At 46.0% G+C, this 23,037-nt stretch carries 29 protein-coding genes; 11 read left to right on the top strand and 18 right to left on the bottom strand.

Annotation, left to right across the window (positions count from 1 at the left end; genetic code table 11):
* Positions 1–4 precede the first annotated feature (4 nt).
* Entirely contained in the window at positions 5–598 is a 594-nt protein-coding gene (locus E0D71_RS10590; protein WP_133003272.1) for an SIS domain-containing protein, read from the top strand.
* A 166-nt stretch (positions 599–764) separates the two neighbouring features.
* Here E0D71_RS10590 and E0D71_RS10585 read toward each other — a convergent pair whose 3' ends face one another.
* The 8 genes from E0D71_RS10585 to zapE all read right to left on the bottom strand — a co-directional run bounded on the left by E0D71_RS10585 (position 765) and on the right by zapE (position 7,011).
* On the bottom strand, positions 765–1,148 hold the full coding sequence (locus E0D71_RS10585) for a ClpXP protease specificity-enhancing factor (protein ID WP_133003271.1): 384 nt from the start codon (positions 1,146–1,148) through the stop codon (positions 765–767).
* Between the two features lie 184 nt (positions 1,149–1,332).
* Entirely contained in the window at positions 1,333–1,965 is a 633-nt protein-coding gene (locus tag E0D71_RS10580) for a glutathione S-transferase N-terminal domain-containing protein (RefSeq protein WP_133003270.1), read from the bottom strand.
* A gap of 100 nt (positions 1,966–2,065) precedes the next feature.
* Positions 2,066–2,836, bottom strand: a complete 771-nt coding sequence (locus tag E0D71_RS10575) for a cytochrome c1 (RefSeq protein WP_133003269.1) — start codon at positions 2,834–2,836, stop codon at positions 2,066–2,068.
* Positions 2,837–4,075 (bottom strand): cytochrome bc complex cytochrome b subunit, encoded by a 1,239-nt coding sequence (locus E0D71_RS10570; protein ID WP_207923365.1) that lies wholly within the window; start codon positions 4,073–4,075, stop codon positions 2,837–2,839.
* The gene (gene petA / locus E0D71_RS10565; RefSeq protein WP_207923374.1) at positions 4,075–4,668 is read right to left on the bottom strand and encodes a ubiquinol-cytochrome c reductase iron-sulfur subunit; all 594 of its coding nucleotides are present in this window, start codon (positions 4,666–4,668) and stop codon (positions 4,075–4,077) included. Before petA ends, E0D71_RS10570 begins: the two co-directional genes overlap by 1 nt.
* A gap of 250 nt (positions 4,669–4,918) precedes the next feature.
* Positions 4,919–5,311, bottom strand: coding sequence for a 30S ribosomal protein S9 (rpsI, locus tag E0D71_RS10560; protein WP_133003268.1), 393 nt, complete (start codon positions 5,309–5,311; stop codon positions 4,919–4,921).
* A 14-nt stretch (positions 5,312–5,325) separates the two neighbouring features.
* Positions 5,326–5,754 (bottom strand): 50S ribosomal protein L13, encoded by a 429-nt coding sequence (rplM, locus tag E0D71_RS10555; protein WP_115898655.1) that lies wholly within the window; start codon positions 5,752–5,754, stop codon positions 5,326–5,328.
* Positions 5,755–5,910: 156 nt separating this feature from the next.
* A complete protein-coding gene (gene zapE / locus E0D71_RS10550) occupies positions 5,911–7,011 on the bottom strand; it encodes a cell division protein ZapE (protein ID WP_133003267.1) in 1,101 nt (366 codons plus the stop codon).
* A gap of 129 nt (positions 7,012–7,140) precedes the next feature.
* On the opposite strand from zapE, the gene E0D71_RS10545 reads away from it, so the two are divergent.
* Entirely contained in the window at positions 7,141–7,596 is a 456-nt protein-coding gene (locus tag E0D71_RS10545) for a DUF1043 family protein (protein ID WP_133003266.1), read from the top strand.
* A 73-nt stretch (positions 7,597–7,669) separates the two neighbouring features.
* Here the strand turns inward: E0D71_RS10545 and E0D71_RS10540 are convergent, their stop codons facing one another.
* On the bottom strand, positions 7,670–8,434 hold the full coding sequence (locus tag E0D71_RS10540; RefSeq protein ID WP_133003265.1) for a Nif3-like dinuclear metal center hexameric protein: 765 nt from the start codon (positions 8,432–8,434) through the stop codon (positions 7,670–7,672).
* Between the two features lie 14 nt (positions 8,435–8,448).
* On the opposite strand from E0D71_RS10540, the gene E0D71_RS10535 reads away from it, so the two are divergent.
* Positions 8,449–9,516, top strand: coding sequence for a trypsin-like peptidase domain-containing protein (locus tag E0D71_RS10535; RefSeq protein ID WP_133003264.1), 1,068 nt, complete (start codon positions 8,449–8,451; stop codon positions 9,514–9,516).
* On the opposite strand, the gene E0D71_RS10530 is transcribed toward E0D71_RS10535, so the two are convergent.
* From E0D71_RS10530 to E0D71_RS10490, 9 genes are all read right to left on the bottom strand, one after another.
* Positions 9,510–10,064, bottom strand: coding sequence for a polyketide cyclase (locus tag E0D71_RS10530; protein ID WP_133003263.1), 555 nt, complete (start codon positions 10,062–10,064; stop codon positions 9,510–9,512). The two genes, E0D71_RS10535 and E0D71_RS10530, sit on opposite strands and share 7 nt — an antisense overlap.
* A complete protein-coding gene (gene hisD / locus E0D71_RS10525) occupies positions 10,057–11,406 on the bottom strand; it encodes a histidinol dehydrogenase (protein WP_133003262.1) in 1,350 nt (449 codons plus the stop codon). Before hisD ends, E0D71_RS10530 begins: the two co-directional genes overlap by 8 nt.
* A complete protein-coding gene (gene hisG, locus E0D71_RS10520; RefSeq protein ID WP_133003261.1) occupies positions 11,407–12,051 on the bottom strand; it encodes an ATP phosphoribosyltransferase in 645 nt (214 codons plus the stop codon).
* A gap of 1 nt (position 12,052) precedes the next feature.
* Positions 12,053–13,315, bottom strand: coding sequence for a UDP-N-acetylglucosamine 1-carboxyvinyltransferase (gene murA, locus E0D71_RS10515; protein ID WP_133003260.1), 1,263 nt, complete (start codon positions 13,313–13,315; stop codon positions 12,053–12,055).
* A gap of 22 nt (positions 13,316–13,337) precedes the next feature.
* Complete coding sequence (locus E0D71_RS10510) at positions 13,338–13,574, bottom strand: BolA family protein (protein WP_133003259.1); 237 nt, start codon at positions 13,572–13,574, stop codon at positions 13,338–13,340.
* 200 nt (positions 13,575–13,774) lie between these two features.
* Positions 13,775–14,389, bottom strand: coding sequence for an ABC transporter substrate-binding protein (locus tag E0D71_RS10505; protein ID WP_133003258.1), 615 nt, complete (start codon positions 14,387–14,389; stop codon positions 13,775–13,777).
* Between the two features lie 11 nt (positions 14,390–14,400).
* Positions 14,401–14,868 carry an outer membrane lipid asymmetry maintenance protein MlaD gene (gene mlaD, locus E0D71_RS10500; protein WP_133003257.1) on the bottom strand — a complete coding sequence of 156 codons (468 nt, stop codon included), beginning with the start codon at positions 14,866–14,868 and terminating at the stop codon, positions 14,401–14,403.
* A 1-nt stretch (position 14,869) separates the two neighbouring features.
* Positions 14,870–15,652, bottom strand: coding sequence for a lipid asymmetry maintenance ABC transporter permease subunit MlaE (gene mlaE, locus E0D71_RS10495; RefSeq protein WP_133003256.1), 783 nt, complete (start codon positions 15,650–15,652; stop codon positions 14,870–14,872).
* Positions 15,649–16,392 carry an ATP-binding cassette domain-containing protein gene (locus tag E0D71_RS10490; protein ID WP_133003255.1) on the bottom strand — a complete coding sequence of 248 codons (744 nt, stop codon included), beginning with the start codon at positions 16,390–16,392 and terminating at the stop codon, positions 15,649–15,651. Before E0D71_RS10490 ends, mlaE begins: the two co-directional genes overlap by 4 nt.
* Positions 16,393–16,617: 225 nt before the next feature.
* On the opposite strand from E0D71_RS10490, the gene E0D71_RS10485 reads away from it, so the two are divergent.
* The 8 genes from E0D71_RS10485 to mgtE all read left to right on the top strand — a co-directional run bounded on the left by E0D71_RS10485 (position 16,618) and on the right by mgtE (position 23,037).
* Positions 16,618–17,580, top strand: a complete 963-nt coding sequence (locus E0D71_RS10485) for a calcium/sodium antiporter (protein WP_133003254.1) — start codon at positions 16,618–16,620, stop codon at positions 17,578–17,580.
* Positions 17,580–18,146, top strand: coding sequence for an LPS export ABC transporter periplasmic protein LptC (lptC, locus tag E0D71_RS10480; RefSeq protein WP_133003253.1), 567 nt, complete (start codon positions 17,580–17,582; stop codon positions 18,144–18,146). The genes E0D71_RS10485 and lptC overlap by 1 nt, the downstream gene beginning before the upstream one ends.
* On the top strand, positions 18,130–18,648 hold the full coding sequence (lptA, locus tag E0D71_RS10475; protein ID WP_133003252.1) for a lipopolysaccharide transport periplasmic protein LptA: 519 nt from the start codon (positions 18,130–18,132) through the stop codon (positions 18,646–18,648). Before lptC ends, lptA begins: the two co-directional genes overlap by 17 nt.
* On the top strand, positions 18,649–19,374 hold the full coding sequence (gene lptB / locus E0D71_RS10470; RefSeq protein ID WP_133003251.1) for an LPS export ABC transporter ATP-binding protein: 726 nt from the start codon (positions 18,649–18,651) through the stop codon (positions 19,372–19,374). It begins immediately after the preceding gene.
* A gap of 75 nt (positions 19,375–19,449) precedes the next feature.
* Entirely contained in the window at positions 19,450–20,928 is a 1,479-nt protein-coding gene (locus tag E0D71_RS10465; RefSeq protein ID WP_133003250.1) for an RNA polymerase factor sigma-54, read from the top strand.
* A gap of 18 nt (positions 20,929–20,946) precedes the next feature.
* Positions 20,947–21,396 (top strand): PTS sugar transporter subunit IIA, encoded by a 450-nt coding sequence (locus E0D71_RS10460; RefSeq protein ID WP_133003249.1) that lies wholly within the window; start codon positions 20,947–20,949, stop codon positions 21,394–21,396.
* Between the two features lie 10 nt (positions 21,397–21,406).
* Positions 21,407–21,676: an HPr family phosphocarrier protein gene (locus tag E0D71_RS10455; RefSeq protein WP_133003248.1), complete on the top strand. Its 270-nt coding sequence runs from the start codon at positions 21,407–21,409 to the stop codon at positions 21,674–21,676.
* A gap of 8 nt (positions 21,677–21,684) precedes the next feature.
* Positions 21,685–23,037, top strand: coding sequence for a magnesium transporter (gene mgtE, locus E0D71_RS10450; protein ID WP_133003247.1), 1,353 nt, complete (start codon positions 21,685–21,687; stop codon positions 23,035–23,037).

Genomic DNA, 23,037 nt, shown 5'->3' with positions numbered 1-23,037 from the left:
CATTATGGATTTTCAAGAAGCGATCTACACTCAATTTGCCCAAAGTTTTGAGGCTCAGCAACAAGCACTAGAAAGCTTGCCCCCTTATATAGAACACGCGGCTCGAGTCATTTTCTCAAGCGTCGCTTCTGGCGGTAAAGTAATTTGTGTGGGAAACAGCACAGGCTCACATTTGGCTCAGTATTTTAGTACTCTGATGTTAGATCGGATGGACAGAGAGCGCCCCGGCTTGCCAGCCATCAACCTCAGCGGTGATGGCGCCGCCCTGCTCGCAATCACTCACAGCGACAGCTACCATGACGTTTTCTCTAAGCAGATAACCGCCATTGGCAACCCTGGTGATATTTTGTTTGTGATTGCCAATCGTGGTAATACCTCGCCCATCATTCAAGCCATCCAAGCGGCCCACGAGAGAAAAATGAACATTGTGGCGCTGACCAGCCCAGAAGCCAAAAACGTGTCTTCTTTGACCTCTCGTGACGACACAGAAATTAAAATCAACCTACTTGGCACCGCCCGTGTTCATGAATGCCAAATTACCGTTATCCACACCTTGATTGACTTACTCGAACGTCAACTGTTTGGTTACGACGAATAAATCACGCCTTTTTTTCAAACACAAAAACACCGCTAAAAAATACCAAAAAAAAGAGCCTCACGTGAAGCGCCCCATGTTGGTTATCCAACCACCAGGAGCGACTTCATGCGCAGGCTCTTCTTTTATCTGACATTGTCTTATTTCTGCGTTTAGTCGCGAATTCAGACTATTTGACCACTTTTAATGTGAACGCTTTCTTTTCAGGTTTCGGTGGCGTTGGCTCTGTTGGTCCTTCTGGAAACTCTTCGTCAGGAAACACAAAACCGTCGCCATTTTCTTTGGCGTAAAGGGCTAAGGCGGCCTTCATAGGAACATACACCTGCATAGGCTTACCACTAAAGCGCGCTTCAAAAGACACCGCGTCTTTGTCCATAATCAAATGACGCACGGCAGACATGCTGATATTCAATACAATCTGACCGTCTTGCACAAACTCTCTTGGTATTACAGCACCTTCGTGGTCTGCATCAACCAAAAGGTAAGGCGTCATATCATTGTCGGACACCCACTGATACGCCGCGTTCAGCAAATAAGATCTTTTAGGTAACATTACAACTCCCATGGTTCTCACCTTTATAAACAAGGCAAAACCGATATTCGATATTTTACTTTACGTCAAATTCGATCAGCGCTATGACAGTGCATAACCGATACTATCTTTTCGTTGTTCAGCAAACAATTTGTACAAAAAAGGAGCCATACAAGCTCCTTTTTCACATCAAATACCAGACAAATTAGTCTAGGCGCATTTCTTGTTCTGCTTCAGATAGGCTCTCTTTGAATGACTCACGAGAGAAAACCAAGTCCATATACTTATGCAGTGAAGCCGCTTGGTCTTTTGGAATGTCTACGCCCAACGCAGGCAAACGCCATAAGATAGGCGCAAGACAACAATCAACAATCGTAAACTCATCACTCATAAAGTAAGGTTTTTCTTCAAAAATTGGTGATACGCTGATTAAGCCTTCACGCAATTCTTTTTGTGCTTGCGCCACTGCTTCTTTGTCTTTACTAGAAAGAATCAAATCAACCAATTTCGCCCAGTCACGCTGAATGCGGTACATGTACAAACGGCTTTCTGCACGAGCAACAGGGTAAACAGGTAATAGAGGCGGATGAGGAAAACGCTCATCTAAATATTCCATCATTACGTTTGGCTCATAAAGAACCAAATCACGATCTACTAAGGCTGGCAATTCATTGTATGGATTCACATCAGCCAATTCATCTGGCTTATTGAATGGGTCCACATCAATGATGTCAACAGTAACGGCTTTTTCAGCCAGCACGATACGTACTCGATGACTGTAATGATCTTCGCCATCGGAGAAGAACGTCATTGAAGAGCGCTTAGCAATAACACCCATGTATAACCCCTATCTTAAAAACAACACAAGCCCAAAAGGGCAAACTAATAAAATGGCCAATCAACTCGTCTTGTTAAGACTCACTGACCAGTCGATAATTTTATGCAAGATCCCGCCAAAACTCTCGCTTTAGCAGATAAGCAAAAAGCACAAACAAACCAATAAAAAGCAGCACTTTCAATCCAAGAGACTCCCTGTCCGACCGCGAAGGGTCTGAAGTGTAAGCCAAAAAATTCGCGATATCATACGCCACTTTTTTAAACTCTTGATCTGTCAGTTGACCTTTTTTTATTCCATCAACAATACCACATTTTGAATCACTCAATAGAGTCGATATTGAATACTTGCCATTAAAGGCATTCGCTGCTTCCTCGCAGCGCAGCTGTCTCTCCCCCTGCAAATGTTCTAACACATTTGGCATCATGGAATCTGGAGAAACACTATTATTCACACCAAAAGGGCGCGTTTTATCCTGATAAAATCCCTGCAAGTAGCGATAAATCCAATCTGGACTATGGCGACTCGCGGCCAGCGATAAATCCGGCGGAACAACACCAAACCAAGCCTTAGCGTCCGATTTTGTCATTGTTGATGTAATTTGGTCGCCTATTCTAGCATATTTCGGCAATAAATTTTCGGCAAATAACGATTTAGGAATAGTTAAATCTTCTGCGACTCGACTATATCGTACATATTGCAATTGATGACAACCGGAACAATAGTTTGAATACAAAGCAAAACCGCGCTGTAAGGACGCGAGGTCACCGGCATCAGGGGTTATTTTATCCAAAGCCGCGGTTTCTGCTAGCGCCAAAGGCACGCTTAATAAGAAACACAACGCTAAAATAACTTGTCGCCAGATAAGCTTCATTTACTGCACCCTTTCTGGAACAGGCAAGGTCGTTTCATAGCGAGAATACCAAGGCATTAACAAGAAGTAAGCAAAATACAGCACACTACACAACTGCGCGATGCCCGTCGAAAGCGCGCTAACAGGCAGACTCCCAACCACACCCAAGAGCACAAAGCTGAGACAAAACAGCATCAAGAAAAGCTTACTTAATCGACCTTTATAACGAATGGATTTCACAGGGCTTTTGTCCAGCCATGGCAAAGCAAAAGGCACAACCACCGCAGACACCATAACCAAGGCCCCTAAAAATTTGGCATCTAAACCAAACAACGAAAAAGTCACTGCCCGCAACATGGCGTAAAAAGGAGTGAAATACCAGAGCGCAGCAATATGCTCAGGCGTCTGCAGCCGATTGGCAGGCTCCAAATTGGCCTTCTCTAAAAAGTAACCGCCCATAGTCGGAAAAAAGAACACCACAATACAAAACAAAAACAAGAACACACCGATGGCCAAAACCTCTTTGCTTACAAAGTACGGCGCAAAAGGAATCGTATCCAAAGGAACGCCGTTTTGGTCTCGGTGCTTCTTAATGTCTATGCCCGCAGGGTTATTGGACCCCACGTGTCGCAACGTGGAAAGGTGCAAAAAAACCAACAACAAAAGCAACAACGGAAAGGCAATCACATGCAAAGCATAAAAACGCTTTAGCGTTACGCCAGAGACAAAATAATCCCCTCTGACCCACTCTTGCAAACTCGTGCCCACCACAGGAATACTGCCAAAAATAGAGGTAATCACTTGCGCGCCCCAATAAGACATTTGCCCCCATGGCAACAAATACCCCAGAAAACCCTCGATCATGATGACAAAATATAAAGTCATCCCGAACAACCAAACAAGCTCTCTCGGTTTTTGATAAGAGCCATACAACAAGCTGCGCAAAACATGAAAATACAACACAATAAACAGCGCTGAGGCGCCCGTGGTATGCAGGTAGCGAATCAACCAGCCATAAGGCAGGTCACGCATAATATATTGGATCGATGCAAACGCCTTCTCAGGTGAAGGCTCATAACTCATGGCCAACCAAATCCCAGTGAGCAACTGATTCGCCATCAAGACGAGAGCCAGCACCCCAAACACATACATAAGATTGAGGTTTTTAGGCACATGATATTCGGTGAAATGCTTCTTATACAAAGACTTAATAGGAAAGCGCTCGTCTAACCAATCCACCACACCACGCAATACCGCCATTAGGCCTTAACCTCACGGCTAACGCCAATTTCAATCACCGTGTCGGTTTTATAAAAATAAGGCGGCACTATTAAATTCGCTTGCGCAGGATAATGCTTGTACGCCCTTCCCGCCAAATCAAAACGAGAGCCATGACATGGACAAACAAAGCCGCCCTTCCACGATGCATCCAAATCTTTAGCGGCGCGGTCAGGGCGATACGTTGGTGAGCACCCTAGGTGCGTACAAATACCTATCAATACGGATATTTCAGGCTTGATCGAACGATAGGTATTTTGCGCATAGCTAGGTTGTTGATCTTTTTGCGAAGAGGGGTCCACCAGCTGAGCGGTTAAACTGGCTAAATCAGTGAGATTCTGCGGGGTTCGCTTCACGACCCAGACGGGCTGCCCTTGCCACTCAACGGTCATCTGCTGCCCTAACTCTAGCTTGCTAATATCCACTTGAATCGGCGCCCCAGCGGCGCGACTCTGGCGACTGGGTTGCCAAGCCGCCACAAACGGCGTTGCAACGCCAACAGCACCCAGGGCACCTAGCGTACAGGTCGAGCCAATTAGAAACTGACGACGCCCTTTATTCACTTCATTTGCCACCAGCGCACTACTCCATCCTAAGCGAGAAACCGACCACATGCTAAGCAGTCCGTTTACTTACTCTTATAACAGGCCATTAAAAGCGGCTTTTTAATCGTTTTTTTCAGTCAAAAGCTCACAGAGTTAATCACATTCTATTCAATAAATGCGCTTAACTCTACGCCTTCTCATTTCTCTTTTTGACAAATTTAGAATAAAAAAAACGCCTGGTGCAAACACACCAAGCGTTTTGATAATCTGAAAACGAAAATTAACGTTTTGAGAACTGAGGACGACGACGTGCTTTGCGTAGACCCACTTTTTTACGTTCAACTTCACGAGAGTCACGAGTAACGAAACCGGCAGAACGTAGAGTGCGGCGTAGTGTTTCGTCGTATTGCATCAATGCGCGAGTGATACCATGGCGGATTGCACCAGCTTGACCAGAAATACCACCACCTTTAACAGTGATGTAAACGTCAAATTTTTCAGTAGCGTCAACAAGTTCAAGAGGCTGACGAACAACCATTTGAGCCGTTTCACGACCGAAGTACTGAGCAAGCGAGCGGTTGTTGATAACTAGGTTACCAGTACCGGCTTTAAGGAACACACGAGCGGTAGACGTTTTACGACGACCTGTACCGTAGTATTGAGTAGCTGACATAATGATCTTCCGTATTAAATGTTAAGGGCTTGAGGCTGTTGAGCAGCATGTGGATGCTCAGTACCAGCGTACACTTTCATTTTCTTGTGCATTGCGCGGCCCAAAGGACCTTTTGGCAACATACCTTTTACGGCGATTTCAAGAACGCGCTCAGGAGCGTGATCAATCAACTTCTCGAAATTCATAGAACGCAAGCCGCCTGGGTAACCAGTGTGGCGGTAGTATTGTTTCGCAGCTGCTTTGTTACCAGAAACGTGAACTTTCTCAGCATTGATAACAACGATGTAATCACCAGTGTCAACGTGCGGAGTGTATTCAGCTTTATGCTTACCGCGTAAACGGCGAGCAATTTCGGTAGCCAAACGGCCTAGAGTTTTGCCTTCAGCATCAACCACGAACCAGTCGCGGCGTACTTCAGCAGGTTTAGCTGTAAAAGTTTTCATCAAAAAACCCTTTCAATACGCGTGTTCAATGACACGCTATACCTATTATTATTGGTTATTAAAGCACTTTCGATTTTTAATAACGTACACTTACCTTCTAAAAAGGCGTGCGGAGTATATAACAGCACGCCTAAAGAATAAAGCCGTAAAGCACTTTTATGGGCGATGTTCTAGTGATAAATAGTCTTCAGATTGCATTTCCAGCAAACGGCTCACGGTACGATCGTACTCAAACGCCAAACGCGTACCAGTATAGATGTCTGGAATCGCAACGTCCGCAGTAATAATCACCTTCACATGACGGTCGTAAAACTCATCGATGAGGTTAATAAAACGGCGCGCCAAATCATCTCGACTGGCGTCCATCTGAGGCAAATTGGCGATCAAGACGGTCGTGTACAACTTAGCGATTTCGATGTAGTCCACCTGACTTCGAGGCCCGTCACATAAGGCTTTTACATCAAACCACGCCATTGTTTCACAACTTTTCACGAAAGGAATTTGACGCCCTTCGATCTCCACAGCGCCGTTCTCTTCAATGTGCGAGGCATCTGAAATCAAACTCATAAAGCGAGCCGCCAGCACGTCATTGGATTCAGCCGTCAGCGGGTAATGGTAAAGCTGAGCCTGCTTCAAGGTTCTCAAACGATAATCAACGCCACCGTCTACATTCAATACCTTGGTGTGCTTATTAACCAGGTCAATCGCAGGCAAGAAGCGCGCACGCTGCAAACCGTTTTTATACAAGCCATCTGGCTCAATATTGGACGTGGCCACCAAGGTGGTGCCATTTTTGAACAACACTTCCAGCAGACCGGCCAAAATCATCGCATCGGTAATGTCCGTCACAAAAAACTCATCAAAACACAAGACTTGCGCCTTTTCAGAGATTTGCTTGCCCACTATTTCCAATGGATTCTTAACGTGCTCTAGCTTACGCATCTCCTGATGCACCATTTGCATAAAGCGGTGAAAGTGCAAACGCATTTTCTTCTCAGTCGGTAGACACTCAAAAAAAGTATCCATTAAATAGGTTTTACCGCGCCCTACTCCGCCCCAGAAGTACAAACCTGTTTCTACTTCAATCTCTTTCTTCTTACGAAAAAGACCAAACAACCCACCAGAAGGCACCTGATTTTGCTTCGCTACCAATCGATCAAACAAGTCCTGAAGTGCTTCTACTGCTTCTTCTTGCGCTGGGTCGTAATGAAAATCTTCTTTTTCTAAATCCTGTTTATATCGAGTAATAGGCGTCATCGTTGCTCTTTCGTCACAATTAAATTAATAAAGCGTATTCTATCAAATAGATACTTAAACAACACCTAGCAAGGTGTTATCGTGGAGAGGATTTCGGCTATAATAGCCTCTGATTTTTGGGAGCACATTATGAACTTGGAAGAATTCAACATTATTGTTTTTGTTACTGGCGCCATTGTCGGCTTCGCCATTGCCCTTGTATTAAGAAGCATTACCTCGAAAAGCACGGAGAAAGAATCTTCCTCTAGCTCGAATGCCATTACTATCAAGTCCCTGCAACAAGAACTGGATAAGAAACAAGTCATTATCGACAATTTCTTCTCAGACAGTAATGAACATTTATTAACGGCTGAAAAACGTCTAGCAGAGTTGAGAAAAAATCTATCTTCTGGTGCTAGCCAGTTAAGCCATATCGACATACCGGTTTCGATCAACCCTCAAAGCACGCCTGTAGCAGCAGAAGAGGACATCACTGAACCGCCTCGTGATTACGCTCTTAAAAACGACGCTGAGCAAGGCATGCTGAGTGAAGATTTTGGGCTGAAGAACAAACCAGAGTCTCTCGAACCCACCAGAGCAATCTAACACACTACTCTCTATCCCACTAAAAAGAGGCTCATGATGAAGCCTCTTTTTTTTACTTTCTTTTCAGGCAACCCTAGGCTGGGTTATCGATATCAATGAATATCGCATCCATTCCGTATTCTTCTTGCAACAAGGTCGCTATTGCCTGCGCGCCAAAACGTTCCGTCGCATGATGCCCCGCTGCCACAAAATGTATGCCTAACTCGCGCGCTATGTGGATCGTTTGTTCAGACACTTCGCCGGTGATAAACACATCCGCACCCGCCAAATAAGCCTGCTCGATATAGCCTTGCGCACCACCAGTACACAGCGCTACCGTCTTAATCTCTTTGCTAGACACAGCCTCAAGCAAAACGTCTCGACCAACCGCCTTTTCCACCAACGCCTTAAAGGCTTGCGTTGTCATCGCTTGAGCCAGCTCACCGACAACCCCAATCGCCTCCTCCAACGGCAGACCCGCTTGCAATGAACGGCGCTCGCCCTGCAACCCTAATGCGTCAGCCAACCCCGCATTGTTGCCATAAACAGGATGAGCATCCAGCGGCAAATGGTAGCCAAACAAGTTAATATCGTTTTTGATCAAAGCAGATAAACGACGGTACTTCATACTGGTAATTTCGGGCGCTTCGTTTTTCCAGAAATAGCCGTGATGAACAAAAATCGCATCCGCACCGTGCGCAACCGCCGCATCAATCAGCGCCTGACAAGCCGTCACTCCCGTCACCACACGCTCAATGTTACTTTTCCCTTCCACCTGAAGACCATTGGGCGCATAATCTTTAAATCTGTGCGGACTCAACGTACTATCTAATAACCGTTTAAATTCATTTCGCAGCAAAACAACCTCTATCTATGAATCAGAAAAATCAGTGGACACCACTTATTATCGCCATTCTTCTCGGCACTTGTATAGGGCTTGCAACCTTACTCATTCAAGAAAAAAAGAAAGTGGCAGAAAACAGTTACGCAGCCCCAGTTGAAAAAGCAGCGCCCTCTGTCGTCAACATTTACACTCAAGTTTCACCCAAAAACACCCCACTGCAAGACAACCCACTCAACAACCCCACACACCCTCAAACCATCAATTTAGGCTCGGGGGTTATTGTCTCTGCAGATGGCTTTATTCTCACCAACCACCACGTCATTCAAAACGCTCAACGCATTGTGGTTGGCCTACATGATGATCGTCAAATTGAAGCAAAACTGATTGGCTCAGACCCATCGACAGATCTTGCCGTATTGAAAATAACCGTACCCAATTTGACGCCCATCAAGCTCGGCAGAAGCAGCTTAGTTTCCGTGGGCGATAAAACACTCGCCATCGGCAACCCCTTTGGCATAGGCCAAACGGTCACCTCTGGCATCATCAGCGCCAAAGGACGAAACAGCATTGGCCTTAACACCTATGAAAACTTTATCCAGACCGATGCCGCCATTAACCCAGGCAACTCCGGTGGCGCCCTGATCAACCTACAAGGTGAGCTTATCGGCATCAGCTCGGCCATCTACTCTAGCAGCGGCGGCTCTCAAGGAATTGGCTTTGCCACACCTGTTGATGATGCGGTTCAAGTGATGCGCGATTTGATAAAACGCGGTCGCGTTGTGCGCGCCTATTTGGGAATGGATGCGAAAAAAATCACCTCTACACTGGCTAAAAGCTTAGCTTTGCCGGTAGATCATGGATTAATTGTTAGCGAAATAACCAAGGAAAGCCCTGCCGACAAAGCAGGTATTCAGATCGGGGACATCATAGTCAAAATCAACAATGCGACGAGTGACAACCCATTTAAAACACGAAATTTAATTGCTTCAATGAAACCCGGAACGACCATCTCACTACTGGGATACAGAGGAAGACAATCGTACCAAGCCAACATAAAACTAGAAACTCAACCGACCATGCAAAGCATTGATTATTGAGCTAATTCCACTTTTTCTTTTAAACGCTGCAGGCTAATTTCAAAATTACGCCCCGCGATTTTATTTGCAAAAAAGGCCAAGTAAGGACTCAAAAAGCCCGTTCTTAACTGCCCTTCAATTTCCCAGTCAACATTCGTTGTGGTGTCATCGCCGCTCACGTAAATCGTGTTATGAACAAGATCCACACCCGCTTTAGGCTTAACATCAAACGCAATGGTGTTTGTGGTAACCGTAGTAAAGGTCAAACTGCCTTTGTCTGATGAATCATGGTAGGAAATCCCCACTTCATCACCCTGCTGAAAAAAACCCTTATGCAGGTTCACTTGACCACCACTAATAAACATCCAATCAGGTAACGAATCGCCACCCAACAAGGCATTAACAACCACATCGTGCGGCTTATTAACAATAATGCTGCGCTCTACTCGATAATCGGTCGGCAGAAAAAAGCCAAGCACAACAACCGCCAAGATCACTAAGGCCGAAACCCTAGTAATCTTCCGCAATTGGTACAAAGCCTTAGGGTGAGAAGACGGCTTCTTACTCACCTTTTGCCTCCGATGACTTTACTGCAGACGCATCCACATCGGCCAAAATACGATACTCTGCCGACATAGCGTGCGCTTCTAACGACTCACCACGCGCCAAAGGAGACGCTATTTTTGCCAAATCACTGGCGCCTTGTGGCGAACAATTAATCAAGGAGCTGCGTTTTTGAAAATCATAAACACCCAGCGGAGAGGAGAAACGCGCAGTGCCCGATGTCGGTAACACGTGGTTAGGCCCAGCACAATAATCACCCAATGCTTCTGGCGTATGACGCCCCATAAAAATGGCACCCGCATGGCGAATTTTTTCAGACCATTTCTCAGGCTCATCAATCGACAACTCAAGGTGCTCTGCCGCCACCACATTGGCAATGTCCATTGCCTCATCCAGGTCTTTAACATGGATGAAAGCCCCACGATTTTCTAAAGAGACTTTAATGATCGCTTGGCGACTCTGCGCTTCAATCAATCGCTCCATAGAGGCTTTAACGTCTTGAATGAATGCTTTATCTGGCGTAATCAAAATAGACTGTGCATCTTCATCGTGCTCAGCTTGCGAGAATAAATCCATCGCAATCCAATCCGGATCCGTCTTACCATCGCAAACCACTAGAATTTCCGATGGCCCTGCAATCATGTCGATACCAACCGCACCAAACACCATGCGCTTCGCCGTTGCCACAAAGATATTACCAGGCCCTACGATCTTATCGACCTTAGGCACAGTGTCCGTACCATAAGCCAACGCCGCGACCGCTTGTGCACCACCAATGGTAAACACGCGATCTACGCCTGCAATGTAAGCCGCCGCCAACACAATATCGTTCACCACACCATCAGGAGTAGGAACCACCATAATGATTTCACCCACGCCCGCGACTTTAGCCGGCATAACATTCATCAATACCGAAGACGGGTACGCGGCTTTACCACCAGGAACATACACACCCACACGATCCAAAGGCGTAACCTTCTGACCAAGCACAGTGCCGTCTGCTTCTTGATACTGCCAAGAAGGCTGCTTTTGGCGTTCATGATAGTCATGCACACGCTGAGCAGCCGCTTCAAGACTCGCCACCAGCTCATCACTCACTCTTAATTTGGCTTGCGCCATCTCTTCTCGTGAGATTTCTAATTCCGTTGCCGATTTAATCTCGCGACGATCAAAGCGATTGGTAAACTCAATAACCGCTTCATCGCCTCTTTTGCGCACCTGAGTCACTATGTTTGCAACACTTTCTTGCACAGCAACATCCGACACGGAGTCCCAAGCAAGCAAAGTCTCAAGTTCTGCTAAGAACCCTTCTGACTCTGTCGAAAACTCTCTAATATTTAATTTCAACTATTTGCCCTCGTTCTCTTCGACAGCCCCACGCAACATTTCGATGATGGGCTCAATTTGAGCATATTTAGTTTTGTAAGCCGCCTTGTTCACAACCAAACGCGTACTAATGTCTGCAATAAATTCTCTTGGCTCTAAGCCATTCGCTTTTAGCGTATTGCCGGTATCCACGATATCCACGATCAAATCTGCCAATCCCATGATAGGCGCTAATTCCATCGCACCGTACAGCTTGATGACATCGGCTTGGATACCCTGATCCGCAAAATAGGCTTTCGCCGTTTTGGTGAACTTAGACGCCACTTTCAAGCGACGCTTAGGAAGATCAGCCCCAACCACGCCCGCGGTCATCAATCGACATTTTGCGATTTTCAGATCCACCAATTCGTATAGGTTTTTTGTGGTCGCTTCCATTAATACGTCTTTACCAGCCACACCAAAGTCAGCCACACCATGCTCTACGTAGGTCGGTACATCCGTCGCTCGCAAAATCACTAGCTTTATGTGTTCATGGTTAGTATCAAAAATCAGCTTACGACTTTTATGAATGTCTTCCGCCGGAATAATATTGGCTTTTTCAAGCAGAGGTAATGTTTCACCTAAAATACGCCCTTTTGAAAGCGCAATTGTTAATGTGTTACTCATGCTAGTTTAATACCCGTGAAATTTTCGCACCTAACGCACCGAATTTTTCTTCGATACACTCATAACCACGGTCAATGTGGTAAATACGATCGATTTTAGTGTCACCATCAGCCACCAATGCTGAAAGCACCAAGCTTGCCGATGCACGAAGGTCCGTTGCCATCACAGGCGCACCTTTCAAAGATTCACAACCACGTACAATCGCCGTATTACCATTCACTTCAATGTCAGCGCCCATGCGCAACATTTCATCAACGTGCATAAAACGGTTTTCGAAAATGTTTTCAATCACTCGACCAACCCCTGTTGCTACCGAGTTCAGAGCAACAAATTGCGCTTGCATATCGGTTGGGAAAGCGGGGTAAGGCGCGGTACTGATGTTGACAGCAGTAGGACGACGGCCTTCCATGTCCACTTCAATCCAATCTTCACCACAAGTCACTTTGGCGCCCGCTTCTTCAAGCTTCGCCAGCACTGCTTCTAATGATTTAACGTCGGTATCAATAACTTTAACTTTGCCGCCAGTAATCGCCGCGGCCACCAAGAAAGTACCGGTTTCAATACGATCAGGCATCACAGGATAAGAGGTACCATGAAGTTCCTCGACCCCTTCAATGGTAATTGTATCGGTACCATGACCTTCAATTTTGGCACCCATCGCAATTAAGCATTTTGCAAGGTCAACCACTTCAGGCTCTTTGGCCGCATTTTCAAGTACGGTTTGACCTTCAGCAAGCGTTGCAGCCATCAATAAATTTTCTGTGCCCGTAACCGTTACCTTGTCAAAGAAGATGCGCGCCCCTTTAAGGCGACCATCAACACTGGCAACAATATCACCGCCCTCAACAGAAATAGTCGCGCCCATCGCTTCAAGGCCGCGCAGATGCAAATCAACAGGACGACTACCAATGGCACAACCACCAGGCAAAGACACAGTCGCTTTACCAAAATGGCTCACTAATGGACCTAGCACTAGAATGGAAGCGCGCATGGTTTTCACCAAATCGTAAGGCGCCTCTGAGTTATTCAATGTAGACACATCCAATTGAACACTCATTTTCTCATCCACCACGACGCCACAACCCATTGAGCCAAGCAGCTCTAGCATGGTGGTAATATCATGAAGATGAGGTAAGTTTTTAATCGTAATTAACTCTTTCGTGAGCAAGGTCGCTGCTAAAATAGGCAGCGCCGCATTTTTTGCTCCTGAAGCACGCACAACACCCTGAAGTCTTGTACCACCGGTAATCAGTAGCTTATCCATATGTTTCGTCTCTTCTAATTTTTTATAGCGTGCTGAATTGTTCTGGGGTGTAGGTTTTCATTGTGACGGCATGAATCGCCCCGCTGGAAATCGCGTCTTGAAGATGTGAATAAACCAGTTGCTGCCTTTTAACAGTAGACATTCCTTCAAACTCGGAAGAAACAACAACGATTCGAAAATTACAGCCTTCACCTTCGGCAGTAACCTTGCAATCATTGATAGTAGATTCTAAAAGTGCTTTCACTTCACTCGCGTTCACAATCGCTCCAATATTAAATATTCATAGATTTCATTATTCTACCTTAGTCGAGTCAACTTCTTAACACCCATTCACTCAACTCACCGTAAAAAAAATGTCTGTTTTGTTATTCACGCCTCTTGTTTGCCACAATTCTGGCAAAAAAAATCCGAAGCGGATAAATCGGCTTCGGATTTCTGTACTTCAAACCCAATAATGGCTTAAGACTTTTTCTCTAAAGACTGTTTCCAAGCGTCGATCGCGGCATCAATTTTATTATGATTTTGCTGCATCATGACAGAAAATTGTTTTCTAAAAGTCAGCCCGAAGTTGATATTGTTAATCACTACGTTGCTTAGCTTCCAACTGTCATTGCCATAATCTTCCATAAAGAAACTAAGATTCAGCGGACTGCCATCGCCCATTTGAAAGTCCACATCGACCTTCACTTCACGGCCTTCACGCTGCGGTCCCAATGGCAACACCTTGATTTTGTCAGGATCCAACTCCAACAAAGAGCCACCGTAGGTTTTCAACAAGGTATCCTTGGTTACCGTCGCAAAACGCACACGCTGATCAGGGGTTGCTCTGCGGTAGTATTTCCCCATTACTTTTTTAGAAAAATCATCAAAATCAATGACTGGCGTTAAAATCTTATCGATTCTCTGAGCCAACAGTGGCGCGTTATTCGCCAACTCTGCTTTGTCTGCAATAATGTCTGTTCGGAACGAATCAACCACCCCTATCACAGTATCACGAGCCGCTTCTTGCCCCGCCCAAACAGAAGAGGAAATCAACGCCCCCACCATCATTATTACTTTCATTACTCTCGACATACTTGTTACCTTTATTTATCAGAACCACTTGTCTTATTAAATAGGAACTGACTAATCAGATTCTCTAATACAAGCGCGGATTGCGTATCGTGAATTTCATCGCCATTTTTCAGCATTTTATCATCAGCACCGATAGAAATGCCCAAGTACTTTTCGCCCAATAGACCACTGGTTAAAATGGCTATCGAACTGTCATCAGGAATATTATGCACATCGGACTCAATATTCATGGTGACTTTGGCCATGTATAGATTTTTGTCGTAAGTGATTGAATCAACACTGCCCACAGTAACACCCGCAATGGTGACTTTAGCGCGATCGCTCAAACCACCAATATCATCAAACCGAGCGACTACTTGATAAGTGTCTTTCTTACTCGCAAACCCCAAACCACTCACTTGCACGGCAAGGTACACAAACGCTGCCAAGCCCAATACAATAAAACACCCAACTAATAATTCAGCGCGCTTACTTCTCATCCTAAAAATCTCCAAACATCGCAGCGGTTAACACAAAATCCAATGCCAAAACGGCCAATGAGCCCAACACGACCGTTCTCGTCGTCGCTTTACCAATGCCTTCCGATGTCGGAACACACTCATAGCCCTGATAAACAGCAATCCATGTAATGGCCACTGCAAACACCAACGCCTTTATCAAACCATTTACTATGTCCGTATCAAAATAAACAGACTGCTGCATCAGCGACCAAAAAGACCCGTCACTCACGCCCAGCCAACCAACAGACACCAACAAACCACCAATAATACCCGCAGCGGAAAACACCATGCTCAGCAAAGGAAGACACACCACACCCGCAATAAAACGTGGGGCAATAACGCGTCGTAATGGATCGACCCCCATCATTTCATAGCTAGACAATTGCTCGGTGGCTTTCATTAGACCAATTTCTGCTGTCAATGAAGAGCCAGCGCGCCCAGCAAATAAAAGCGCAGTCACAACCGGACCCAACTCCCTTAACAAAGACAAGGCAAGCAACTGCCCAACCGAATCCTCAGAGCCAAACTTGGCCAAAATACTGTAACCCTGAAGGGACAGCACCATGCCAATAAACGTGCCGGACACAATAATAATAACGAGCGACAACACACCCACTGAGTAAAGCTGGCGCACTAATAGATTGACCGCCTCACCAAATCGCACAGGAAGACGAAAGATACTTTGGAACAGAAAAATACCCGCTCGCCCTATCGCTTCTAGCCAATCAAAGAGCCAAGCTCCTAGAGAAATCAAACCTTTCATTGCGACACCCCTTGATCAGAACCAAGGTCCTCAGGATAATGAAATGGCACAGGCCCATCTGGCTCGCCATGCAAAAACTGCTTCACTTGCGCGTTATCTGACGCTCGAATTTCGTCCGGCGACCCTTCGGCAATGACAAAGCCACCCGCTAAAATACAAACATGATCTGCAATCGACAAAGACTCTTCCACATCATGAGACACCAATACAGACGTAATGCCGGTGGCATCATTTAACTTACGAATCAGCTCAACCAAAACACCTTTTGAAATAGGGTCTTGCCCTGCAAACGGCTCGTCAAACATCACCAACTCAGGGTCAAGCGCAATGGCCCGCGCCAAAGCCACCCTTCTTGCCATCCCTCCAGAAAGTTCAGAAGGCCTCAAGTAAGCGGCACCGCGCAAGCCCACACTATGCAGTTTTTCCAGTACGATTTTCTTTATTTCAACAGCGCTAAGTTGCGTGTGCTCTTCCAGCGGAAACGCCACGTTTTCAAACACCGTCATATCACTAAACAAAGCGCCACTTTGGAACAGCATACCTATTTTCTCTCGCACCTTATATAAAGCGGAGCGTGACAATGTGTGCACATCTTGGCCATCCACCATGATATTTCCACTATCCGGAGACAGTTGAGCGGCAATAAGTCGCAACAGGGTGGTTTTACCTGTTCCACTTGGCCCCATCACAGCCGTGATTTTTCCCCTAGGAATCGTTAAGGATACATCGTCATAGATCATCCTATTTCCTCTAGAGAAGCGAAGATTCTGCACTTTTATATACACATCTAGCACTGATTCACCTTCTAGTCCTTATTAAAGTATCGCCGGATAGTATCATCCGCCTTTCACAAAGAGAATCTTGACGCAGACAGATTCGAAATTGTTTCAAAGATCAAGTCTTGAATTTAACCCGTAAACCTCATTAAATGGGGGCTCATTTAATTTACGAGTAAATTCAAGGCTATGCTGCTGTTTTCCGCTGCTCTTATTGTGGGTTTGATCCTGCTAATCGTTAGTTCCGATAAATTCATCGAACACGCTGCACTTGTTGCTGAAAAACTGAACGTTAACCCAATGGTCATTGGTGTGACCTTAGTGGCTTTTGGCACTTCAGCCCCTGAAATGGTGGTGTCTGGCATTGCCGCTCTTGATAACGCCCCAGAAATTGCCATTGGTAATGTGCTTGGCTCAAACATCGCCAACATTGCCCTCGTTTTTGGTGTCACATTACTCTTTTCCGCCATCCCAATCGCGAAGGGACTTGCCACCAAAGAAGTCCCCTTGGTCATTGCCATCACCTTACTCGCTGGCTGGCTTTTACATGATCACTATTTAAGCTTTTACGATGGCATTATTTTGCTGGTTGCGTTTGCGATTGTGTTGTTTATTTTATTGCGCGGCAGCAAAAACCTAGAAGAACAATTAAAGGACGAATTACCCAGCGATGACGGCACCTCTACCGGGAAGTCACTGATCATCGCCTTGATCGGCTTGGCCGTCCTCATCGGCAGCTCAAAACTCTTGGTTTGGGGCGCAATCGGCATCGCGAAAGGGCTCGGCGTTAGCGAGCTAGTCATCGGGTTAACCATAGTTGCGGTTGGCACCAGCCTGCCAGAATTGGCGGCCTCCATTAGCAGCGTCCGTAAAGGCTTACACGACATAGCGATCGGCAACATCATCGGCTCCAATATTTTCAACCTCGCTACAGTACTGCCGCTGCCTGGTTTAATTGCCCCAGGCATGATCGATGCCAATGCCTCTGGCCGAGATTATTACTGGGTATTAGGCTTAACCCTTGCTTTGTCTTTGCTTATCTTTCTCTTTAGCAAATCCAAACACGTCAGCATCCCTCGCTGGGTAGGCTTCCCTCTCGTGGGGGCTTACGCTCTTTATTTAATTCTTGTTAGTACAGGAAGTGCCGCATAATGATTCAGTTAAACGCCAAAAACATCCTCATTGGCGCCGCTGTTATTGCACTGGTTTGTGGTGTTTTCTTTACCGACACACCACTCACTCGCTCACTTGTGCCGACTGAAAAGCTCAGCAGCACACCGGACTATTTCATCACCAATATCAACGCAAAAGAATACGATGAAACTGGCATGCTGCAAGAAACACTGACCGCCACACAGGCGCTACATTACAGTCAAAACTCTCGCACTTTACTAGACAATCCCACCGTAAGACGACACCAAAACGCTGGGCTCTGGCATGCCAAAGGAAAAAAAGGAATAATAGAGGATGGCAGTCATGATATCCTGTTAACCGATGACGCTGTTGCCGTTAAGCAGTCTGTAGATTCACCCGACATCATTCTTAACGCCGACAACATTCATTATTTAGACAGTAATCAGTCATTAACAAGCAGCGGTCACGCCACCTTGCATTCGACACAAGGCAAGACAACGGCAAAAACCATCGTTACTTACATTAATTCAGAAGAAGTCGTCATGACAGGATCCGTACGAGGACAGTATGAAACAACTCATTAATTTCAGCGCACTCTTGGCCAGCTTAATCATTAGCCAACAAGTCCTTGCTCTGCCTGATGACTTAAGTCAGCCACTAACAATACAGTCGAACGAAGCCTTTTTAGACCAAAAAACAGGTGAAGCGACCTACAAGGGCGATGTCTTTGTGAAACAGGGAACCATTGAGATACAAGCTCAATACCTGAAGGTCACAACCGACCCTAAAACTCGGAAATTCAGCAAACTGGTTGCCACAGGCGGACCGGCAAAATTCAGTCAGCAAATCGACTGGAGCGGCAATATGATGATCAGTCGAGGGGATAAAATAGACTATCAAGTCACCACGTCAAAATTGGAAATCTTTGGCAATGGCTACCTCAATAAGATGGACGACAAGATCACCGCCGATTACATCCTCTACCACATAGACACCGGCACCTTTAACGCCCAGAAAAAAGGCACAGGGCGCGTATCTATGACATTACAACCAGCAGACAACGAAAAAGAAGGCAAAAAGAAATAGATGGCCCTTTTAGAAGCAAAAAACCTGGCGAAGAGCTACAAAAAAAGACAAGTCGTTAAAGACGTCTCTCTTTCTGTAGAATCCGGTCAAGCCGTTGGCTTGCTCGGCCCAAATGGCGCAGGCAAAACGACCTGCTTCTATATGATAGTTGGCATGGTCGCGAATGACGCCGGCGGCATCTTCATCGACGGGCAAGACATCACCAAAAACGCCATGCATACGCGGGCGCAAAAAGGCATTGGCTACTTACCACAAGAAGCGTCTATTTTTAGAAAAATGTCCGTTGAAGACAATATTTACGCCATTTTAGAAACGCGCAAAGAGCTGTCAAAAGAACAAAAGAAAGAAAGACTAGAAGGCCTGTTAAACGAGTTTCATGTCACCCACATTCGCAGTAACTTAGGCATGGCACTCTCTGGCGGCGAACGTCGTCGCGTGGAAATAGCGCGTGCGCTTGCCATGAACCCAAAGTTCATCCTATTGGATGAACCTTTCGCTGGGGTTGACCCCATCTCGGTTGGCGACATTAAACTGATCATAAAACACCTGCAAGAAAGCGGCATTGGTGTTTTGATTACCGATCACAACGTACGCGAAACATTAGACATTTGCGACAAAGCCTATATCGTAGGCAATGGGAAAATAATCGCCTCAGGTGATGCTGATACCGTGATCAACAATGAGCAAGTAAAAAAGGTTTATTTAGGGGACGACTTCCGTCTATAGCCTCTTATCTTTGCAGCCGAAAGGGAGTAGTATGCATAACTCGTTCCAATTTCCTCTTATTAGAAGTGTTTCTTTATGAAGCAGTCTCTGCAATTAAAAATCGGTCAACAACTGACCATGACTCCCCAGCTGCAACAAGCCATTCGGTTGCTGCAGCTTTCTACGTTAGACCTGAAACAGGAAATCCATGAGTTTCTAGAATCCAATCCGCTTTTAGAAATTGATGATGAAGATTTTTCCCATTCAGAAGCGCCAACGAGAGAACAGGAAGAGGCAGCCAGTAAAAAAACCGAGGCGAACGCCAGTGAAGAAGCCCGCGTTGAGTCCGAGTGGACCGACAGCATTCCAGCAGAGCTCTCCATTGACAGCAATTGGGACGATACTTACCAAAATTCTGCCGCAGCAAGCGTCGGCTCCAGCAATAATTATGAAGGTGACAGTGACTACGAAAGTCGCAACGCCCCTGCTGAAAGCATTCAAGATCACTTGATCTGGCAACTTAATCTAACGCACATGTCAGATCGCGACATTGAAATCGCTTACGCCATCATTGAATGCGTGCAATCAGACGGCTATCTCAGTATTACGCCTGAAGATATTTGGGAATCGCTAACCAGCGAACTTGAAGATCTTGAGCTCGACGAAGTCATGGCAGTGCAACACAGACTACAACGCTTTGATCCTGCTGGCGCCTGTTCAACTGACTTACGCGATTGCCTATTAGTGCAATTAGAAGCCTTTCGCGACCACCCTCTTTATAAGAGTACCTACAACCTAGTCGATAACCATCTGGCTTTACTAGGCAACCGTGATTTTGCTCAATTAAGTCGCAAAACAAAGCTCAAAGAAGAGTCATTGAAGGAAGTGGTCGATCTGATTCAACAACTCAACCCACGACCAGGCTCTATTATTGACGCTGATGACACGGATTATGTTATTCCAGATGTCTCTGTCAAAAAGTGCAATGGGGTTTGGCAAGTTGAGTTAAATAACGACGCGTTACCGCCCGTCAAGATCAACGAAACTTATTCTGCGATGGCCGCAACAGCCTCCACCTCAGAAGACGTCACCTACATCAAAAACTCCTTGCAAGAAGCCAAGTGGTTTATGAAAAGCCTACAAAGCCGCAACGAGACCCTACTCAAAGTGGCCAGCTGTATCGTAAATCGCCAAATCGACTTCTTTGAACTTGGTGAAGAAGCCATGAAACCCATGGTACTTCACGATGTCGCGGAAGAAGTCGGCATGCACGAGTCCACCATTTCGCGTGTGACGACACAAAAGTACATGCACGCACCAAAAGGTATTTTCGAGCTGAAGTACTTCTTCTCAAGCCACGTTAATACCGCTTCTGGTGGCGAATGCTCTTCGACAGCAATCAGAGCCATGATCAAAAAATTGGTGGTAGAAGAACCCGCCAAAAAGCCCTTGAGTGACAACAAGCTAGCCACTATTTTAGCGGACCAAGGCATACAAGTAGCACGACGAACTGTTGCAAAGTACCGTGAGGCAATGAACATTCCTCCTTCTAATGAACGAAAACGATTGATTTAATACGGACAACTACTTCTTATGCCATTAAAATCATTAATAAAAGCAGACCTTGTCTTTGCAAAACAAGACGTTGTGAGCAAAAAACGCATTCTTGAAAGCGTTGCCGATGTGGCTGCAAATCGTCTCCATTGTGACAAAGAAGCAATCTACGAAGCTTTACTTGGACGCGAAAAGCTAGGCAGCACCGGCATTGGTAATGGCATTGCCATTCCTCATTGTCGCCTAGAAAGCGCCAATCACACCGCTGTCGTTATTTTGTCGCTGCAATCTGCCATTGACTTTGATGCGGTCGACAGAAAACCAATCGATTTAGTTTTTGCGTTAATTGTGCCACCACAAGAATGTGACGCACACTTATCCACGCTGGCGGAAATTGCTGAACTGGCACAATCAGAAAAAGTGTTAAACACATTAAGAGAGGCCGAAACAAATGACGCCCTCTTTATTGCACTAGATTCATTACTATAAAGGAAAGAGTATGTTGGAAGAGTCTATCACCATCATTAACAAACTTGGCCTTCATGCGCGCGCAGCTGGCAAACTGGTAGAAACAACGTCTCGTTTCTCTTCTGACATCACCATTGAAAAAGATGGCCGCAACGTTGATGGTAAAAGCATCATGGCAATGATGATGTTGGCGGCTGGCAAAGGCACAGAGATCAAAATTAAAACCAACGGGGAAGATGAAGAGGAAGCCATCAAAGCGGTTATCACCTTGATCAATGATCGCTTCGGCGAAGACGAGTAAGGATCGCCATGCCAGAACAAACCACCTTAGCCCACCTTCAAACGGTCACCGACTCCCTAGAGTCCGGTGCCACCATGCAGATCCGTTATCTCCTTAACGGTGCACTACCTGCTCAAGATGTTGCCCGTTTACTGGAATCTTCCCCACCAAAAGAACGTAAATTACTTTGGGACCTAATCGATTCCAAAAATGAAGGGGATGTTCTTCAATACCTAAGCGAAGACATTGGCGTTCAATTCATGCGCAACATGAATACTGAGCGTCTCGTTGCCGTTTCCGAACACTTTGAAAGCGATGACCTTGCCGACCTTTTACAACACCTTCCAGAAACCGTTGTAAAAGAAGTACTGGCTTCCATGTCAAGCCAAGACAGGTTACGAGTAGAAGCCCTGCTGAGCTACTCAGAAGACTCTGCTGGCGGCTTGATGAATACGGACACCATTACCATACGTCCGAACATCACAGTGGACATCGTTTTCCGCTACCTTCGTCGCCACAACAAACTTCCAGACATGACGGATAACCTACTGGTTGTTAGTCGCTCTGATCGACTGCTTGGCTCGCTGCCTCTCACCAAACTCTTGGTAGCCGATGTGAACGCCACCGTGCGCGACATCATGGAAACCGACAACACAGTGATAGACGCAGAAACGCCTGCCAGCGAAGTGGCACAACTGTTTGAAAAAATGGATTTGGTCTCGGCACCGGTTATTGACAGCAAAACCAGAAAATTATTAGGCCGCATCACCATTGATGACGTGGTCGATGTTATCCGCGATGAAGCGGAGCACTCCATGCTCAGCATGGCAGGCCTAGACGATGATGAAGACACCTTCTCCCCCATCTTAAAAACCACCAGACGACGCGCCGTTTGGCTAGGCATCAACCTAATTACCGCCTTCATTGCTTCCTATGTGATTGGGCTATTCCAGCACACACTTGATCAAGTGGTCGCGCTGGCCATTTTAATGCCCATCGTTGCCAGCATGGGCGGCATAGCAGGCTCTCAGGTACTTACCTTGGTTATTCGTGGTATCGCCTTAAATCAAATCGGTGCCACCAACACAAGATGGCTTTTAAACCGCGAATTGATCGTCGGTTTGCTAAATGGCATACTTTGGGCAACGGTTATTGCCGCTTTAACCGCACTTTGGTTTGACAACATAAAGATTGCCTATATCATTGCAAGCGCGACAATCATAAATCTCTTGTTTGCCGCCCTCACTGGCACGCTATTACCTATTTTCCTGAAGAAGCTAGGTATTGACCCTGCATTAGCCGCCAGTGTGATTTTGACAACTGTGACCGATGTTGTTGGCTTCTTAGCCTTCCTTGGTCTCGCCACTCTTTTTTTAGTATAG

Origin of the sequence: Marinomonas sp. KMM3893 (genome assembly GCF_004352855.1) — a bacterium.
GTDB lineage: Bacteria > Pseudomonadota > Gammaproteobacteria > Pseudomonadales > Marinomonadaceae > Marinomonas > Marinomonas arenicola.
This window is presented reverse-complemented; position numbering and strand designations above follow the sequence as displayed.